The sequence below is a fragment of the Amycolatopsis sp. NPDC045836 genome (assembly GCF_056431745.1).
Map to the genome: position 1 here is coordinate 139146 of NZ_JBWKKF010000013.1, position 17861 is coordinate 157006.

Annotated in this window: 12 protein-coding genes and 1 pseudogene; 3 read left to right on the top strand and 10 right to left on the bottom strand. The window is 71.7% G+C overall.

The window, feature by feature from the left end; translation table 11 throughout:
- Positions 1 to 13 precede the first annotated feature (13 nt).
- Positions 14 to 3328 carry a phosphodiester glycosidase family protein gene (locus tag AC07EG_RS24935; RefSeq protein ID WP_478255708.1) on the bottom strand — a complete coding sequence of 1105 codons (3315 nt, stop codon included), beginning with the start codon at positions 3326 to 3328 and terminating at the stop codon, positions 14 to 16.
- Between the two features lie 89 nt (positions 3329 to 3417).
- On the bottom strand, positions 3418 to 4116 hold the full coding sequence (locus AC07EG_RS24940) for a FadR/GntR family transcriptional regulator (protein ID WP_478255586.1): 699 nt from the start codon (positions 4114 to 4116) through the stop codon (positions 3418 to 3420).
- Positions 4117 to 4186: 70 nt separating this feature from the next.
- Between AC07EG_RS24940 and AC07EG_RS24945 the strand changes: the two genes are divergently transcribed.
- Positions 4187 to 5530 (top strand): sialate:H+ symport family MFS transporter, encoded by a 1344-nt coding sequence (locus AC07EG_RS24945; protein ID WP_478255587.1) that lies wholly within the window; start codon positions 4187 to 4189, stop codon positions 5528 to 5530.
- A 21-nt stretch (positions 5531 to 5551) separates the two neighbouring features.
- Here the strand turns inward: AC07EG_RS24945 and ndk are convergent, their stop codons facing one another.
- Positions 5552 to 5959: a nucleoside-diphosphate kinase gene (gene ndk / locus AC07EG_RS24950; protein WP_478255588.1), complete on the bottom strand. Its 408-nt coding sequence runs from the start codon at positions 5957 to 5959 to the stop codon at positions 5552 to 5554.
- A 53-nt stretch (positions 5960 to 6012) separates the two neighbouring features.
- Positions 6013 to 7554, bottom strand: a complete 1542-nt coding sequence (locus tag AC07EG_RS24955; RefSeq protein ID WP_478255589.1) for an alkaline phosphatase D family protein — start codon at positions 7552 to 7554, stop codon at positions 6013 to 6015.
- A gap of 111 nt (positions 7555 to 7665) precedes the next feature.
- Here AC07EG_RS24955 and AC07EG_RS24960 point away from each other — a divergent pair.
- Positions 7666 to 9204 (top strand): annotated as a pseudogene (locus AC07EG_RS24960) (penicillin acylase family protein); the annotation flags it as partial.
- Between the two features lie 130 nt (positions 9205 to 9334).
- On the top strand, positions 9335 to 9742 hold the full coding sequence (locus AC07EG_RS24965; RefSeq protein ID WP_478255709.1) for a penicillin acylase family protein: 408 nt from the start codon (positions 9335 to 9337) through the stop codon (positions 9740 to 9742).
- Here AC07EG_RS24965 and AC07EG_RS24970 read toward each other — a convergent pair whose 3' ends face one another.
- The 6 genes from AC07EG_RS24970 to AC07EG_RS24995 form a co-directional block, all read right to left on the bottom strand.
- The gene (locus AC07EG_RS24970; RefSeq protein WP_478255590.1) at positions 9743 to 10315 is read right to left on the bottom strand and encodes a dihydrofolate reductase family protein; all 573 of its coding nucleotides are present in this window, start codon (positions 10313 to 10315) and stop codon (positions 9743 to 9745) included.
- A complete protein-coding gene (locus AC07EG_RS24975; RefSeq protein ID WP_478255591.1) occupies positions 10315 to 10701 on the bottom strand; it encodes a DUF4233 domain-containing protein in 387 nt (128 codons plus the stop codon). Before AC07EG_RS24975 ends, AC07EG_RS24970 begins: the two co-directional genes overlap by 1 nt.
- The gene (folC, locus tag AC07EG_RS24980; protein ID WP_478255592.1) at positions 10698 to 12353 is read right to left on the bottom strand and encodes a bifunctional tetrahydrofolate synthase/dihydrofolate synthase; all 1656 of its coding nucleotides are present in this window, start codon (positions 12351 to 12353) and stop codon (positions 10698 to 10700) included. Before folC ends, AC07EG_RS24975 begins: the two co-directional genes overlap by 4 nt.
- An 83-nt stretch (positions 12354 to 12436) precedes the next feature.
- Complete coding sequence (locus tag AC07EG_RS24985; protein WP_478255593.1) at positions 12437 to 12955, bottom strand: hypothetical protein; 519 nt, start codon at positions 12953 to 12955, stop codon at positions 12437 to 12439.
- Between the two features lie 101 nt (positions 12956 to 13056).
- The gene (locus tag AC07EG_RS24990) at positions 13057 to 16941 is read right to left on the bottom strand and encodes a ThuA domain-containing protein (RefSeq protein ID WP_478255594.1); all 3885 of its coding nucleotides are present in this window, start codon (positions 16939 to 16941) and stop codon (positions 13057 to 13059) included.
- Positions 16942 to 17007: 66 nt separating this feature from the next.
- Positions 17008 to 17859 (bottom strand): sugar phosphate isomerase/epimerase family protein, encoded by an 852-nt coding sequence (locus AC07EG_RS24995; RefSeq protein WP_478255595.1) that lies wholly within the window; start codon positions 17857 to 17859, stop codon positions 17008 to 17010.
- Positions 17860 to 17861 lie beyond the last annotated feature (2 nt).

A 17861-nucleotide genomic window follows, 5' to 3' on the forward strand; every position in this document is an offset into this window, starting at 1 on the left:
AAAGGTCACCGGGTCACCGGGTCACCGGGACGGTCACCGTGCGGCGCACCCCGTTGACCTCCAGCGTCAGTTCCGCCGACCCCGGGCGCAGCCCGGTGAGCAGGCCCGTGGCCGGGTCGAACGACGCGACCGCGGCGCCGGCGGGCCCGCTGCCGACGTGGGTGCCGGTGCCGCCGATCCAGTCGGCGCTCACCGGGTAGGCCACCGGAACGGCCCGGCCACCCTGGTCCACCGTACCGAAAACGGCCGCCTGGCTGCCGACCCCCAGCGACGCGGGCGCGGTCAGCTCCAGCGCGTCGACGTGCGGCCGGGTCTGGATCTCCACGTCGTCGGCTCCGAGGCGCAGCAGGGTCCAGCCGGTGAAGCCGCCGTCGCCGGGGGCCGCGGCGGGTGCCTTGCCCGCGTTGCCGTTGATCAGGAACGGCACACCGTCCACCCGGGACACGCCGAACACCCCCGCGTGCGAGGCGATCGCCGCGGCGGGCTTGCCGGAACGCTCTTCGAAGGCGGTCAGCCAGGTGCGCAGCAGGTCGGCTTCCTTGCCGTCGGCGAGCTGGGAGTTGCCGGTCGGGCTCGGGTCCCGCGTCGGGTGGTGCATGGCCACCACGACCCCGCGGACCGCGGCGTCGGTTTCCGCGCCGTCGAGCGCTTCCCGCAGCATCCGCACCTGGTCGAAGCCCCCGGCGCGCAGGCTGCCGCGGGAGGAGTCGAGCAGCACCAGCCGCACCCCGTTCAGGTCCGCGACCCGGTGCGGGGCCCCGAATTCGGCCTGGAACTCGGTCAGGCCCTTGCCGCCGTCGGCCTCGTGGTTGCCCGGCACGTAGTACCAGGGCACCCGCCCGTCCAGTTCCTCGGTGATGATCGTCCTGGCCAGGTCGAAGTCGGCGGCCAGGCCGCGGTCGACGAAGTCGCCGTTGATCACCACCACGTCCGGCTTCGCCGCCACCGCCTCCCGCAGCGTGCGGCGGGCCTGCGCGACCAGCGGCCCGGCCGGTGCGTCGGCGGTGAACTGCGCGTCGCTGACCACGGCCACCTTCAGCCCGCCGTTCCCGATCGAGCCGTCGGTGAGCACGGCGGGATCGCGGTCGGCCGGGTCGCCGGGCACCTCGGCGGACGGCGCCACCTCGAGCGTCAGGTCGTCGAACACCAGCCTGCCCTCGTACTGCTGGTCCGGCACGTTCTCCACGGCGTAGAACCGGGTCAGCCGCTGGCCGGCGGGCAGCCCGGCGGGCAGGCTGCCCTCGACGTAGCGCCAGCCGGTCCAGTCCACCGCCAGCGTCAGGTCCACGATGGACGCCACGTTCGACGCGTCCCGCAGTTCGGCGCGCAGCCAGGCGCCCTTGCCGTCACCGTTGACCCACAGGCCGACCTTCTGCGTGCCCGCGGGCAGGGAGAACGGCGTGCTCGCGTTGACGTAGGCGGCACGCGTCGCGGTGGTGCCGGTGAGGCGGTAGTCCAGCGCCAGGCCCCGGCCGCCGTCGCGGCCCCCGGCCTCGCCCAGCGCCGCGCCGGCCACGGCCGGGTGCACCGAGGCCGTCCAGCCGGCCGGACCGTCCAAAGGCGACAGTGCACGCGGCTCGCTGCCCACCGAGACGGCGAAGTGCGTGACCAGCCCGGCCGCCTTCGCGGTCACCACGGTGGCCCCGGCGGGCACCAGGGCGGTCACCGCGAACCGGTCGCCGGCCGGTGCCACCTCGACCACCGCGGGGTCGAACTCCAGCTGCACGTCGGCGGGTTCGAGCCAGGTGCCGTAGCCGTCGGCGTCGTAGCCGTAGACCTGGAACTCCCCGGACGCACCGGCGCCGGAAAGGGCCACCTGCTCGGTGCTGGTGCCCAGCCGGACCGGGGCGCCGAGCACGGTCAGCTCGGTGCTGCCGCGGGTGCCGCGGTGGCTCGCCTCCACCTCGACCGTGGTGCGTTCGCCCGGGGTGGCCCGGAAAACACCGTCCCGCACGATGCCGCGTGAACTCCGCCAGATCGGCTTCACCGGCACCGCGGCACCGGATTCGTCGTGCGCACCCGCGACCAGGCGGCGTGACAGGCCGGGCAGCACGCGATCGGCGTCTTCGGTCTCCTGTTCGGGGTGCGGCGCGAACCCGGTCAGCCTGCCGCTGCCGGGTGCGGTGGCGAAACCGATGCCGTTCGGCACGGTGCGCTCACCGCCGTCGGACGGCGAGTTCCGCACGGACGCCACCGTGTCGCCTTCCTCGCGGGCGAGCAACGTGGACGAGCCGCCGCCGTCGAGGTTGATCGCGTCGTCCGCGCCGAGCGAGCGCAGGTGCCTGGCCAGTTCCAGTTCGGTCATGCCGCGGCTGTCCGCCTGCCGTCCATCCACTGTGGACAACCACATCCGGCTGCCGTCGGCGGAGAAGCCGACCGCCGTGCGCGGGTGCATGGCCACCGCGTCGACCGGCTGGAGCTGCCCGTCGGCGAGCAGCACCTTGTTCCCGCCGACCGCGACCGCGATTTCCCCGGCGTCACTGCGGGGTGCGTACGCGACCGACACGGCGTCACCCACGGCGAGCCCGGCCAGCGCGTCGACCCCGGCGTCGCGGGCGAGCAGGATCGTGCTGCCCGCGGCGATCGGGCCGTCCACCGGCTGCGGGCGCAGCTGGGCGACCTCGCCGTCCCGCAGTTCGACTTCGAGCACCTTCGCCGCCCCGGCGACCGAGGTCCGGCGCGAGGCGCTGCCCCACAACGGGGTGTAGACGCCGATGCCGTTCGACGGCAGCACCGCGCCGTTTAAGTTGGTGGCCTTCACCGGACCGCCGGGCAGGGTGATCGTGGCGTCGAGGAACACCGAGGCCAGCCGCGCCTTGCCTTCGCTGGTGATCGCCGCGGTGAAGTTGTGGCCCCGCGCGGGAGCGGTGTGCAGCTGCCCGTCGCCGATCCCGACCCCGAGCGGCGCACCGGTGGCGTTGATGTCGAAGAAGTCGCCGTTCACCCCGGCCACCGCGCCCGCCTCCGCGAGTTGCTCGGACAGCGGCGCGCGGGCGCTCACCGAACCGGGGTTGAGGTAGGCGGGCTCGAGCGAACCCGTGGTGAGGTCGACTTCCAGGGTGTCACCCCGGATCCAGCCGAGCGGGTCGAAGCGGTCGAACTCGGTGAGGCTGAGCCCCGGCGCCACCTCGCTGGTGGCCGAACCGGTGACCAGGCCGTCGTCCGGCGCCGCGGTGGCGACGCGGGCGGTGGCTTCCCCGGACGACGAGGCCGCCGGTGCCGCTTCGACCGGCACCGGGCCCAGTGGCGCGGCCAGTGGATCGGCCGCCGCCACCACCGGCGGCACCGCCAGCAGCCCGGTGAGCACCAGCACCGCACCCGTACGCAAGTTCCCCACGCGCAGCTCCCAGTCCACTAAGAGGTCCAGACCTCAGCTCAGCGCATGAAAACCGCCTGCGGAAGACACCGGGGTGAACGTCAGCCGAACCGCGCAACCGAACCGGACACCCTGGCCCGGATGCCGCGGAAGTGCGCCTCCACGGCGGCGTGCAACGCGGGTTCGTCCCTGGCGCGCAACGCCTCCAGGATGTCGCGGTGCCACCGCGCGATCACCGCCGGTGTCTCCTCCGCGCCACGCGGCAGGTCGTCGTCGAGCGAGCGGAAGACCCGCCAGAACACCCGCAGCAGTTCCAGTACCAGGTCGTTGCCGAGCGGGCGGTAGAGCGTTTCGTGGAACAGCCAGTCGGCCTCGGGGGCGAACTCCCCGGCCCCGGCGCGCTCCTCCATGGTCCGGACCGCCGAGTCCAGCACCGCCAGGTCGACCGCGTCCCCGGCGGCCAGCACCCGGCCGATCAGCCCGGCTTCGAGCACCTCGCGGACTTCCAGCAGTTCACGGATGTCGGTGAGGTCCCCGCGGACCGACAGCGCCCCGCGGAAGGCCAGCCCCGCTTCCAGCCCGGACAGCGAAACCCCGCCGACGTAGGTGCCGTAGCCGTGCCGGATGTCCACGATGCCCTGCGCCTCCAGCGCCTTCATCGCCTCCCGCAACGGGTTGCGGCCGACCTCCAGCTCCCGCATCAGCTCCAGTTCGGTGGGCAGCAGCGCGCCGGGTGGCAGGCCGCGTTCGACGATCAGCCGTTTGACCGCCTCGCGCAACGCCCGCTGGTTCGCCGACATTTGCCCTCCCTTCACCGCGCCACTACCTTACCGCAGAGATCGGACATCCTATGTCCAGCCGGAGGTCGACATGGCGGTCACCCGCGCGCCGCGCCGGGCGTTCTTCGCCGCCTGGCTCGGCTACCTGCTCGACGGCTTCGACTTCATCCTGATCACGCTGGTGCTCACCGAGGTCGCCGCCGAGTTCGGGCTGGAGCTGCCCCAGGCCGCGACGCTGGTCTCGGCCGCGTTCGTCTCGCGCTGGCTGGGCGGGCTGGTGCTCGGCGCGATCGCCGACCGGTACGGCCGCAAGCCCGCGATGATCCTGGCCATCCTGGCCTTTTCGGTCGGCAGCGGACTGTGCGGGTTCGCCTGGGACTACTGGTCGCTGTTCGCCTTCCGCGCCGTCGTCGGCATCGGCATGGCCGGGGAGTACGGCTCCAGCGCCACCTACGTGCTGGAGTCGTGGCCGGTGCACCTGCGCAACCGCGCCACCGGGTTCCTGCTCTCGGCCTATCCGATCGGCACGGTGCTGGCCGCGGTCGCGTACGAGCTGATCGTGCCGGTGGCCGGCTGGCGATGGCTGTTCTACGCCGGTCTCGTGCCCATCGCGCTGACCCTCTACCTGCGGCGATCGCTGCCCGAGGCGGTCGAATGGGCCCGGGAGGGCGGCGGGACGTCGGTGTTGTTCGCGCCGGGGCGGCGGCTGGCGAACACCCTGCTCGCCGCGGTGCTGACCACGGCGCTGGTGCTGGTGTTCAGCCGGACCGCGACCGGCTGGCCGCTGCTCGTGCTGATCGCCGCCGGACTGCTGGTGCTGACCGTGCAGCTGGCGGGCCGCCGGTGGCCGGTGGTGCTGGGCGTGGTCGTCACGGTGTTCTGCGCGTTCCTGTACTCGTGGCCGATCCAGTCGCTGCTGCCGACGTACCTCAAGACCGAGCTGCACCACGACGCCGGTGCCGTGGCCACCGCGCTGACCTGGGCGGGGCTCGGGTATGCGGCGGGGTCCTGCCTGGCCGGGTGGCTCGGCGACCGGCTCGGCACCCGGCGCGCGTACGTGCTGGGGCTGTTCGCGTCGCTGGCGTTCGTCTTCCCGGTGTTCGCGCTGCCGCCGGGGAACGTGGTGCTGCTGTGGGTGCTGCTGTTCGGCATGCAGGCGACCAGCCAGGGCATCTCGGGGCTGCTGCCGAAGTACATCGCCGACCACTTCCCCACCCGGACGCGGGCGGCGGGGCTCGGCTTCTCCTACAACGTCGGCGCGCTGGGCGGTGCGGTGGCGCCACTGGCCGGGACGGCGATCGCGGAACGGGCGGGGCTCGGCGGTGCGCTGACGCTGCTGGCCGTGGTGCTCACCCTGGTGGTCGCCGCGTTGATCGGGTTCGGCGTGCCTGCCCGGCTCGAACGCGGGGAACGGGACCTCACCCGAGGGAAGTGAGGTCCCGCTCGGTGCGCGGAGTCAGTTCGGGAACCAGAGCTTCAGCTCGCGCTCGGCGGACTCGGCCGAGTCCGAGCCGTGCACCAGGTTGAACTGGACCTCCAGGGCGAAGTCGCCGCGGATGGTGCCCGGGGTGGCCTTCTCCACCGGGTCGGTGCCACCGGCGAGCTGGCGGAACGCCGAGATCGCGCGGGTGCCCTCCACCGCGATGGCGACCAGCGGGCCGGAGGTGATGAAGTCGACCAGCTCGCCGAAGAACGGCTTCTCCTTGTGCTCGGCGTAGTGCTCCTCGGCCACCGAACGCTCGACGGTGCGCAGCTCCAGCTGAGCCAGGGTCAGGCCCTTGCGCTCGATGCGGGAGATGACCTCGCCGACCAGTCCGCGCTTGACACCGTCGGGCTTGACCAGAACAAGGGTGCGCTCAGTCACGGGTGCTTCTCCTTTTGATGGCGTGTTGCTTGACGCGAACTGTAGCGACCGGCTCAGCGCCGCTCGGGGCGCAGGGTCTTCGACCACAGCGAGGCACCAGCCGCGTCCCGCAGGTCGACGGTCAGTTCGCCGCTCCCGCCGTGCACGTTGACCTCACCGAAGTGCTGGAACCCGTCGAGCGGCGAGCTGTTCGCCGCCGGGGGCGCGTGCACGAACACCGCCTCCGGGCCGAAGGTCGGGTCCAGCGCGTTCGGCCCGAACCCACCGGCGTGCAGCGGGCCGGAGACGAACTCCCAGAACGGGTCGAAGTCACCGACGGCCGCGCGGTCCGGGGAGTAGTGGTGCGCCGCGGTGTAGTGCACGTCGGCGGTCAGCCAGACCACGTTGCGCACCCGCCGCCGGGAAATCTCCCGCAGCACCCAGGCCAGTTCGTGCTCGCGGCCGCCGGGGGCGCCGGGCAGGCCGTTGGCCACGCCCTCGATGGCGTTGCCGTCCGGCACGGTCAACCCGATCGGCAGGTCCGCGGCGACGATCTTCCACGTCGCCGTGCTGCGGTCGAGCCCGCGCACCAGCCACTGCGCCTGCTTCTGGCCGAGGACGTGCCCGGCACCGTTCGGATCGGCGTTGTTCGCGTCCTTGTAGGTGCGCATGTCCAGCACGAAGACCTCGACGTGCCCGCCGTAGCGGAAGCTGCGGTACACCCGGCCGTCCACCGCTTGGCGCGCGTCGATCGGCAGCCACTCGTGGAACGCCCGGAAAGCGCGCTGGGCCAGCACGTCCACCCGCTTTTCGGTGTACTGCGGCAGGTCCAGGATCTCGCCGGGGTACCAGTTGTTGACCACCTCGTGGTCGTCCCACTGGTAGTACCCGGGCACCTGGGCGGCGAAGGCCCTCAGCTGCTCGTCGAGCAGGTTGTAGGCGAACTGGCCGCGGTACTCGTCCAGCGTCTCGGCCACCTTCGACTTCTCCGGGGTGACCACGTTGCGCCAGATCCGCCCGTCGGGCAGGGTGACCTGCGCCTCCAGCGGGTTGTCGGCGTAGACGGTGTCGCCGCTGTGCAGGAAGAAGTCCGGCCGCCGAGCGGCCATCGCCCGGTAGATCGGCATGCCGCCGTGGTCGGGGTTGCTGCCCCAGCCCTGCCCGGCGGTGTCGCCGGACCAGACGAAGCGCACGTCCTCGCGGCCGATCGGCGCGGTGGCGAAGCGCCCGGTCAGCGGCTCACCGGCGGCGCGGCCGTCGAGGTCCTCGGCACGCACGCGGTAGTGCAGTTCGGTACCGGGCGCGAGACCGGCCACGCGCACCTTCCCGGTGCCGCCGGTTTCCGGGCTGAGCACCGGCCCGGTGATCCGGCGGGCGTGCCGGAACGACGGGTCGCGCGCCACCTCGACGAGCATGCGCGACGGCCGGTCCGCCCTGGTCCAGACGACCGCCGAGTTCGACGTGACGTCGCCGGACTGCACGCCGTGGGTGAGCACCGGGCGGCTCTTGCCGCGGGCGAAGGCGGGGGCGGCACCCAGTGAACCGGCGGCGAGCGCGCCGGCCCCGAGCACCCCGGCGCGCAGCAGCGACCGCCGGTCGTGGTGGTTTTCGGTCATTCCGGTGTTCTATCCGGCATCGCGGACGGTGAAGCCAACTGGACCTTTCCGCCGGGTGAACGACGGCCTAGGTTGACAGAGGATCACCGGTCGCACACGGAAGGCGGTCTCATGGGGGGACGCGGCAGGTTCGGGCGGGTGCTCACGGTGGCCGTGGCCGGGGCGGTGCTGACTGTGCTGACCACCCCGGCGCTGACCACCCCGGCGCTGGCGGACACGCACGGCGCCCGTGCGGTGCTCCGCTACACCGAGCACGGCGTGCCGCACATCTCGGCGAAGTCGTTCGACGGGCTGGGGTTCGGGTACGGTTTCGCCGCCGCGAAGGACAACCTCTGCGAACTGGCCAACGGCTACCTGACCGTGTCGGCGGAGCGGTCGAAGCACCTCGGGCCGGACGGCACCGCCAACCCCGCGCTCAGCGGGGCGGGTTCGAACCTGGCCAGCGACGTGCACTTCCAGCGGATCAACGACTCCGGCGCGGTGGAACGGCTGCTCGGCCAGCCGCGGCCCGAGGTCAAGGAGATCGTCGGGGGCTACGTCGACGGTTACAACGATTACCTGGCCGAACACGGCACGACGGACCCCGCCTGCCGCGACGCGGCCTGGCTGCGGCCGATCACCACCATCGACGTCTACCGCCACCTCTACGCCATCACCGGCATCTCCGGGCAGGGCGAACTGGTGGACGGGCTGGTCAGTGCGCAGCCCTCTGGCGGCACGCTGGCCGCCGACACCGCCGAGCGGCTGAGCAGGGCGCTGGCACCCGAGCACACCCCCGCCAGCAACGGGATCGCGATCGGCGCGGCGGGCACCGCGGCCGGTCAGGGCGGGGTGCTGCTCGGCAACCCGCACTTCCCGTGGCAGGGCGGGCGCCGGTTCTGGCAGTCGCAGCTGACCATTCCCGGGCGGTTCAACGTCTCCGGCGCCAGCCTGCTCGGGGTGCCGCTGATCCAGATCGGCCACACCCGCGACGCGGCCTGGACGCACACCTTCTCCACCCCGCGCACGTTCGGCCTGTTCGAGGTGCCGCTGGTCCCCGGCGATCCACTGTCCTATGTGGTCGATGGACAGCCGGAGAAGATGACCGCGCAACGGGTTTCCGTCGAGGTGAAGCAGCCGGACGGCTCCCTGGCCACGGACACCAGGACGCTGTACTCGACCCGCTACGGCCCGGTGATCACCGGTATCGACAACATCCCGCTGCCGTGGACCACCACGTCGGCCTACGCGCTCCGGGACGCCAACGCGACCAATCTGCGGGCGCTGAACTCGTGGTTCGGGCTGAACCAGGCGCAGAGCGTCGGCGACATCACGAAGGCGCTGGAATCCACCCTCGGCGTGCCGTGGGTGAACACGATCGCCACCGACCGGCGGGGCCAGGCGTTGTTCTCGGACGTGCAGGTGGTGCCGCACGTCACCGACGAACTGGCGGACCGCTGCTCGACCCCGCTGGGCCGCCAGCTGTTCAAAGCCGCGCAGGTGTCCGTCCTGGACGGTTCGAAAACCGCCTGCGCCTGGGGCAGCGACGCCGACGCCGTGGAACCCGGCCTGCTCGGCCCGGCCCGGCTGCCCCGGCAGGTCCGGGACGACTACGAGCTGAACACCAACGACAGCCCGTGGCTGGCGAACGCGAACGCCCCGATCACCGGTTACCCGTGGATCATCGGCGACACCGGGACCGAGCGTTCGCTCCGCACCCGGGAAGCGTTGATCAGCACCGAAGAACACCTCGGCGGACCCGGTGCACACCCCGAACACGCTCGACGTGCAGAACCCGCTGGTGCGCAAAGCCTTCGACGACGCGGTGGCCGAACTGACCGCGGCGGGCATCCCGCTGGACTCGCAGCTGGGCGAGTACCAGTCGGTCACCCGCAACGGGAAGCGCATCCCGATGCACAGCGGGCCGGGCGCGCACGGCATCCTCAACGCGGTGTCGCCGGTGTGGGAGCCGAAGGCGGGCAACGTCGACTTCGTCTTCGGGTCCAGCTTCATCCAGGTGGTCGGGCTGAGCGGGAAGGCGTGCCCCGACACCTCGACGCTGCTGACCTACTCGCAGTCGGCCGATCCGGCCTCACCGCACTTCGCCGACCAGACGGAGCTGTACTCGCGCAGCGAATGGGTGCGCGGCCGGTTCTGCGAAGGCGACATCCTCAGCTCACCGGCGCTGGAGGTGGTGGTCCTGCGCTGATCAGGCCCGCGTGCGGTAGGCCATCAGCGCCACCCCGCTGCCGAACACCCGGCTGTCCGCCAGGTGCAGCCGCGTGGGCGCGAACCCGCCGGTGAACAGCGGCACCCCCGCGCGGGCGATGACCGGGTGGATCTTGACCACCAGCTGGTCGATCTCGGGCAGCAGTTCCTCGGCGAGCCCGCCGCCACCGCACAGCCAGATGCCGAGCCCGTCCTCCGCCTTGAGTTCGCGCACCCGCTCCAGCGCGTGCTCCCGGATCAGCTCGACGTCCTCGTGGGGCGAGGCGTCCATGCCGCGGGAGACGACGAACTGCCGCAGGTGCGAATACGGGCTGGGCGCCCCGGTGGCCACCCCGGCTTCGTAGGTGCCGCGGCCCATCAGCACCGTGTCGAACCGCTTGGGCGGGCCGGAGATCCCGGCGGCTTCGCGCCAGGCCGTCGGCACGGTCTCCGGGTAGACCTCGTTGATCCCCTGGACGTGATCGCCTTCGTAGAGGTAGAAGTCGGCCTGCCCGGCCGGACCGGCGATGAAGCCGTCCAGGCTGGCACCGACGTAGTAGGTCAGTTCACGCATCACCGCTCCTGCTGGCTGGGCAACCGGCCCTCGGCCATCCGGCGCGCCACGTCCCGGCGCAACCAGAGCAGCCACAACCACAACGCCAGGAAGACGAACCCGATCACGGCGACCGCGGGCAGCGCGAAGAAGAACGCGATCAACGCCACCTGGAGCACCAGGATCGCGGGCACCGCCCACGGCTTCGACAGGAAACCGCACAGCAGGCCCATCAGCACCGCGATGGCGATCACCGCCCAGCCGGTGCCGCTGGTCAGCCCGCCGCCGAGCTGGGCGACCACCGGCAGCGCGAGCGCCACCACGATCGCCTCCATGACCAGCGTGCCCGCCATCACCCCGCGGAAGGACTTCAGCGGGTCCTTGACCGGCGGCTTCGGCTCGGTCATGCCGGCTCCTTCCCGAACAGCGTGCGGGCCGCGCCCGCGGTGAACACCGAGCCGGTGATCAGCACGCCACCGCCGGCCAGCGGCTCCTCCGGGTCGTCGGACTCCTCGGCCAGCGCGACCGCGGTCTCCACCGCGCCGTCCAGCCGCGGGGCCGCGTACACCCGGTCCTCGCCGAACACCGACTTCGCCAGCTCGTCCAGCTCCTCCAGCGGCATCGCGCGCGGCGAGCCGTTCTGCGTGACGACCACGTCGGAGACCACCGGTTCGAGTGCTTCGAGGATGCCGAGCGCGTCCTTGTCCGCCATCACCCCGACCACCGCGACCAGGCGGCGGAAGGCGAACTCCTCGGCCACCGTCGCGGCCAGGGCACGGGCGCCGTGCGGGTTGTGCGCGGCGTCGAGCAGCACCGCCGGGGCGGCGCGCACGCGCTCCAGCCTGCCGGGGTTCTCCACCTCGGCGAACGCCTCGCGCACGGCTTCGACCACCAGCTGGCGGTCCTTGCCCGCGCCGAAGAACGCCTCGACCGCGGCCAGCGCGAGCACCGCGTTGCCGGCCTGGTGCCTGCCGTGCAGCGGCAGGAAGATCTGGTCGTAGACCCCGCCGAGGCCCTGCAGCTTGAGCACTTGCCCGCCGACCGCGACCTCGCGTTCGAGCACGGCGAACTCGCTGCCCGCGCGAGCCACCGTGGCGTCCACCTCGATGGCGCGCTCCAGCAGCACGCGCTGCACCTCGGGGTCCTGCTCGGCGAGCACCACCACGCTGCCGGGCTTGATCACCCCGGCCTTCTCGCGGGCGATGTCGCGGATGTCGGTGCCGAGGTAGTCGGTGTGGTCGATGGAGATCGGCGCGATGGCCGCGACCTGGGCGTCGGCCACGTTGGTGGCGTCCCAGGTGCCGCCCATGCCGACCTCCAGCACCACGGCTTCGGCGGGCGCGTCGGCGAAGGCGGCGAAGGCCATGCCGGTGAGCACCTCGAACTTGCTCATCCGGACCTCGCTCGCGTTGTCCACCATGGTGATGAACGGCGCGATGTCGCGGTAGGTGTCGACGTACTTGGCGGCCGAGATGGGCGCGCCGTCGATGCTGATGCGCTCGGTGACCAGCTGCAGGTGGGGGCTGGTGTACCGGCCGACGCGCACGCCCATGCGGGTGAGCAGGGCGTCGATCATCCTGGCGGTGGACCCCTTGCCGTTGGTACCGGCCACGTGCAGCACCGGATAGGTCCGCTGCGGGTCGCCGAGCAGGTTGAGCAGGGTCCGGATGCGATCGAGCGACGGCTCGATCTTGGTCTCCGGCCAGCGCTCGTTCAGCTCGGCTTCGACCGCACGCAGCTCGTAGCGGGCTTCCGGGCCGTTCTCCTCGGGGAGTTCGTCGGTGCCCTGGTCGTCCAGCTCGTGGGTCTCGTCGGTGGACGGCAGGTCGGGCACCGGGCCGAGGGCGAGGTTGTCCCCCAGCTGGCCGACGCCGCCGACCCCCGCTCCGGCCCCGCCACCGGCCTCGAAGGCGTGGTCGGTGGTGTGGAAGGTGCCGTCCGGGTTGTCCGGATCGGTGTTGTCCGGGTCGTCGAGCGCACCCAGCTCGTCGATCCCCGCGAAGCTGTCGAGATCTCCCAGCTCAGGCCGCTTCTCCGGCTCCTGTTCGCCCTGCGGCACCCGTGCTCCCCACTCGTGCTGTTGCCCGTTACCGACCCCGGCGAGTCTACGACCGGGGCCGGTAACGGGCTGGAGCACGGGGATCAAGGGTGACCGTGGTCGCCTTCGGAGTGCCCGTGCTCCGGGAGCTCACCCGGCAGGCCCTGGGTGGGCAGGAACACGTGCACGTGACCCAGTCCGGCCTTGATGCCGGCCAGGTCCAGCTGGTTCGCCGCGACCGACCAGGCGACCACGGCGTCCTTGCGCAACTGCTCCCCCAGCTCGGCCGACACCGGGTAGGCCGCCACCGAGCGCTGGAGCAGGGCGACCGCGCCGGCGAACCCCGAGCGCGCCAGGTTCACCTCCGTCCCGCCGGAGGGACGGTCGGCGAAGCGCGTCGCGGCCTGGTCGGTCGCGGTGCGCCACGAGGCCAGCTGCTCCGGGGTGGGCACCCCGGTGGCCGACACCACCTCCGTGACGTCGGTCCGCGCCTGCTCGGCCAGCGACACCAGGTCGCGGGTCAGCGCGGTGTCCCTGGCCGCGAACTCCTGCTCCAGCTGCTCGACCCGCGAGGGCGAGTCGAACCAGCCGGGCACGACCAGCGCGCCCAGCACCCCGAGCACCAGTCCGATGAGGACCCCGCCGGAACCCCACACCCCCGGAGAGGTGTGGGGCCGGCGCGGGGAGCGATCCGGCAATCGCCCCCGCGTCTTGGGGGAACCCATCAGCCGCGCAGCCCGTCGATCAGGACCTGCGCGTCGCGGGTGAGCACCGACTTCACCGCCGGGTCGCCCACCTTCCGCTCCACCGTGTGCTTGAACAGCGACAGCACCGCCGCGGCCCCCTGCGGCACGTTCTTCTCCTGCAGGAACTTCGCCGTGGTCAGGGTGAGCTTGAGCTGCGCCGAGGTGAACGGGTCGATCGCGCCCGCCGCGGTGAACTCGTCCACCAGTGCCCGCACGTCGGCCAGCGAGGTGGTCACGGTGAAGGCGAACTTCTGCTCCACCGCGTTGCCCGCCTTGTCCTTGGCGGTCACCACCAGCTCGTGCGCACCCAGGCTCAGCCCGTGCAGCGCGACCGGCGTGCCGTTGGCCACCGGCTTGCCGTCGAGCAGCGCCACCGCGGTGTCCAGCCCGGACACCGGGTCACCGGCCTCCCAGCTGAAGCCGAGCACCTCCGAGTCGCCGTAGCTGCCACCGGCCGTCACGCCGCCGACGGTCAGCGCGGGCGCCCCCGCGTCGATCTTCAGCACCGAGCTGCCTTCGGCCTCGACGTTGCCCTTCTTGTCGGTGGACCGGTACGCGACGACCTGCTCGCCTTCACCCGGCACGGTGAACGGCGCGGTGTACGGGGTCCACGCCCCGGCACCGATGCGGTACTCCGTGCCGGCCACCCCGGAACCGGTGCCGTCGTCGGCGGTCAGGGTGACCGTCGGCGCGGTGCGGTACCAGCCGTTGGCGCCGTCGGCCGCGGTGATCGCCGCCGTGGTCTTCGGCGCCTGCGCGTCGACCACCGCCACCCCGTCGCCGATGAACTTCATCGAGTCCAGGTCGAACGGGCCGACCCCGCCGCGGAAGACCAGGAACAGCTCCGTGGTGCCCTCGAACTCGGCGAGGTCCACCGCGGGCAGCTGGACGTAGTTGTCCCAGCCGCCGGTGCTCGGCACCGGCACGTCCGCCAGCAGCGTGCCGTCGACCGCACCGGCCCGCAGCTCGACCGAGCCGCCGGCGCCGTCCGGTGCCGAGGCCCGCAGCGACACCTGGTCGATCCCGGTGAAGTTGACCGGCTTGAACGAGATCCAGTCACCACCGTTGATGTCGCCGATGCGGCGCCCGGATTCGGCGCCCGCCTGCGAAACGATCCGGATGCCGGACGAGCCGGTGAAGAACTCCGCCTGCTTGTGCTTCGGCTGCAGGATCGCGGTGTCCCGGCCGTTCAGCGCCGGGACGCCGTCGGCGCCCTTGTCGGTGTAGCTCGCGTCCAGCGAGTACAGGATGTTCGCGTCCGCGTGCCCGTCGTCCACGATGGTCTGGAACTGACCCTCGCAGGCGTTGATCGGGTCCAGCGGGTGCGCGTGCGAGTCGTGCCCGAGCGCGGGCTGCACCACCACGGTGGAGCAGTCGATCTCGACGTCTTCGGGGTCGGTCACGTTCACGTCGAACGCCACGGTGTCCCCGAAGTCGAACATGCCGCCTTCGACCGGCCACGCCACGTCCACCGTCGGCGCGGTGTTGCCCACCGTCACGGTGATGTTGGCAACGCCGGTCTTGCCGGTCTCGTCGGTGACCGTCAGCTGCGCGTTGTACGAACCCTTGGTCGCGTAGGTGTGCGTCGGGTTCGGGTCGGTCGAGGTGGCCCCGTCACCGAAGTTCCACGAGAAGGTGATCTCGGTGCCCTCCGGGTCCGCGGAACCCGCGCTGGAGAAGGAAACCTCCAGCGGCGTCTGGCCCGAGGTCGGCGCCGCCGTCGCCTTGGCCAGCGGGGAGCGGTTGCCCTGCGTGTGCTCGATCCGGTACAGGCCCGAGTCGGGGTTGTCGCGGCCGTAACCGCCACCCCATTCGAGCAGGTACATCGCCCCGTCCGGGCCGAAGCGCATGTCCATCGGCGCCAGCGTGGTCTGGCTGGAGAACCACGGATCGATTTCGAGGATCTTGCCCTCGCTGTCGGACGAGAACGTGTAGATCTTGTTCCGCGCCCACTCGTAGAAGAACGCCTTCCCGTCGTAGTACTGCGGGAACTTCTTGTCCGAAGCCAGGTTCGGGTCGAACCGGTAGACCGGGCCCGCCATCGGCGCGGAACCGCCCTCACCCAGTTCCGGGAACTCGGCCGACGGGCCGTAGCCGTACCAGACCTCGGCCACCTTCGACGGCGGCAGCTGGGTCAGGCCGGTGTTGTTCGGCGAGGTGTTGACCGGGCTGGCGCAGTCGAACTTCGGCCCCGGGGTGTTCGTCGCGAAGTCGAAGTCGTTGTACGGGATGTTGTTGCCGGTGCAGTACGGCCAGCCGTAGAAGCCCGGCTCCTTGATCACGTTCCACTCGACCTGCCCGTCCGGCCCGCGGTTGGGGTCGGCGGTGCGGGCGTCGGGACCGTAGTCGGCGGCGTAGATGGTGCCGTCGGTGTCCACGGTGAACCGGAACGAGTTCCGGAAGCCCATGGCGTAGATCTCCGGCAGCGTCTTCTCCGTGCCGGGGGCGAACATGTTGCCCTCCGGCACGGTGTAGCCGCCCTCGGCCTTCGGCGTGACCCGCAGGATCTTGCCGCGGTAGTCGTTCGTGTTCGCCGAGGTCTTCTGCGCGTCGAACAGGTCGCGGCCCGGGCGCTCGTCGATCGGCGAGTAACCGCTCGATGCGAACGGGTTGGTGTCGTCGCCGACGCCGATGTAGAGGTCGCCGGTCGGCCCGAAGGTCAGGTAACCACCGGTGTGCCCCGGCTCCTCGCGCCGCGAGGCGGGCACGTCGAGCAGCTTGCTCTCCGAACCCGGGTTGATCACGTCACCTTCGACGGTGAACCGCGAGATCCGGTTGATCTCCTCGGTGCCCGGCGGTGAGTAGTACAGGTAGACCCAGCCGTTGTGGGCGAAGTGCGGGTCCAGCGCCAGGCCGACCAGCCCGTCCTCGCCACCGGAGTAGACCGGCAGGTCGAGCGCGGTGGTGGTGCCCCCGGTGGCCGGGCTGAACAGCTTCACCTGGCCGAGGATCTCGGTGTAGAACACCCGCCCGTCCGGCGCGATGTCCATCGCCGTCGGCGCCTTGGTGTTGGTGTCCAGCGGCACCTTCTCGAACGCGGTGTCCACGGTGGCCGCGCAGTCGGCGGGCACCACCTTCGCCGCGGTGCGCACGCCGCCGAGCAGGTGCTGGACGAACTCCGGCTCGCTGTAGGCGCCGATCGGGTGCCCCATCGCCGTGGACCACACCCGCGAGGTGCCCACGTCGCGGCACCAGGAGATCGGGTGGTCGGACCCCATCGCGTCCTGGCCGGGGTTGTAGGTCGTCTCGTCCGCGGAGACCAGCACGTGGGCCTTGCCGCGGATGCTCTGGTCGAAGTTGTACCACTCCTCGGCGCGGTTCCAGCGCTCCGGCAGGCCCGCGGTGGACGGGTGCTGCTTGTCCACCACCTTCGCCGTGCCCTGGAGCACGCCCGGCGAGTGCGACGGCATGTGCGTGCCGGCGTTGACCAGGTCGTCCCACCACGGGAACTCGTTCTCGATCCCCATGTCCGTGGCGTTGTGGATGGCCGCGATGCCGCCGCCGTCCTGGACGTAGGACTGGATGGCGTTGCGCTCGAAGTCGTTCTGCCACACCATGCCCGAGGTCTGGAACATGATCACCACGTCGTAGGTGGCGAGCGCGGCTTCGTTGAAGACGGCCGAGTCCTCGGTGTGGTCCAGCTCGAAGTGGTGCTCCGCGGCGAGCTGCTCGAACATCGCCACACCGGCCGGGATGGAGTCGTGCCGGTAACCCGCGGTCTTGGTGAACAGCAGGGCACGGAACTCGGGGTCCTGCTCGTGGCCGGGGTGCGCCTGCACGGCGGTGGGCACCAGGGCCACCCCGAGCAGGCCGGCCAGCAGGGACGCGCCCAGCTTCGGCAGTATTCTTCGTCGAATACTCATGGATTCCTCACGGTTCGGGGTGTTGGGAGAGGAAAACGTGCTTCGGCGTGCCGGCGCCGCTTGGGACTAGCCCCCTTTCTGGATCTTCCGCAGGAACGCCAGGCCGTCCGAGGCCAGTGCGTCCTGGCTGTCCGCGAGCGGGCGCCAGATCGACGCCGCGGTGGCGATGCTCGCGTTGTGCGCGGTGAACGATTCGATGCAGAGCGGGCCGGTGTATCCCGCGTCCGCGAGCGCGGCCAGGATGCCCGGCCAGTCCAGGTGGTCGGTGCCCGGTGTGCCGCGGTCGTTCGCGCAGACCTGCACGTGGGCGATCCGGCCGGTGGCCGCCCGGATCGCCGCCGGGATGTCGGTCTCCTCGATGTTCTGGTGGTAGACGTCGATCGCCACGCCGCAGCCGTCGAGATCGGTAAGCGCTTCCAGGGTTTGCGCGACCGTGTTCAGCAGACTGGTCTCGTATCTGTTGAGCGGTTCGACGGCCACCGCGACCCCCGCGGCCCCGGCGTGCTCGGCGACCGGGGAAAGGTTGTCCCGCAGCTGTTCGATGGCGGCCGCCCGCTCGGCACCGGTCATCTTCCAGGTGCGCCCGACCGAGGCGTAGGCGGGCCCGGCGATCACCGGCGAGCCCACCTCGGCCGCGATGTCGGCCACCGCCCGCAGGTAGTCCTGAGTGGACTTGACCGTGCGGTCGTCGGCGGCCACCAGCTCCCGCCCCGGTGGCATGACCAGCGCCACCGAGGCGGACAGGCCGAGGCCGGCCAGCAGCCGGGCCGCCGCACCGGGCTGCCAGTCGCCGAGGTTCTCGACGGGCAGCTCGATGCAGTCGAACCCGGCCGCGGCCACCTTCGGCGCCAGCTCGGCGAGGGCGGCGTCGTCCAGCGGCGACGTCCAGACCCAGGTGTTGACTCCGATGGCGTGCACCG

What these genes read in the sequence shown, in the direction of transcription:
- AC07EG_RS24945 (WP_478255587.1), top strand. Translation starts at nt 4,187, where the DNA reads ATGGCGGTCACCCGCGCGCCGCGCCGGGCGTTCTTCGCCGCCTGGCTC.
- AC07EG_RS24940 (WP_478255586.1), bottom strand. Translation starts at nt 4,116, where the DNA reads ATGTCGGCGAACCAGCGGGCGTTGCGCGAGGCGGTCAAACGGCTGATC.
- AC07EG_RS24970 (WP_478255590.1), bottom strand. Translation starts at nt 10,315, where the DNA reads ATGCGTGAACTGACCTACTACGTCGGTGCCAGCCTGGACGGCTTCATC.
- AC07EG_RS24955 (WP_478255589.1), bottom strand. Translation starts at nt 7,554, where the DNA reads ATGACCGAAAACCACCACGACCGGCGGTCGCTGCTGCGCGCCGGGGTG.
- AC07EG_RS24975 (WP_478255591.1), bottom strand. Translation starts at nt 10,701, where the DNA reads ATGACCGAGCCGAAGCCGCCGGTCAAGGACCCGCTGAAGTCCTTCCGC.
- AC07EG_RS24990 (WP_478255594.1), bottom strand. Translation starts at nt 16,941, where the DNA reads ATGAGTATTCGACGAAGAATACTGCCGAAGCTGGGCGCGTCCCTGCTG.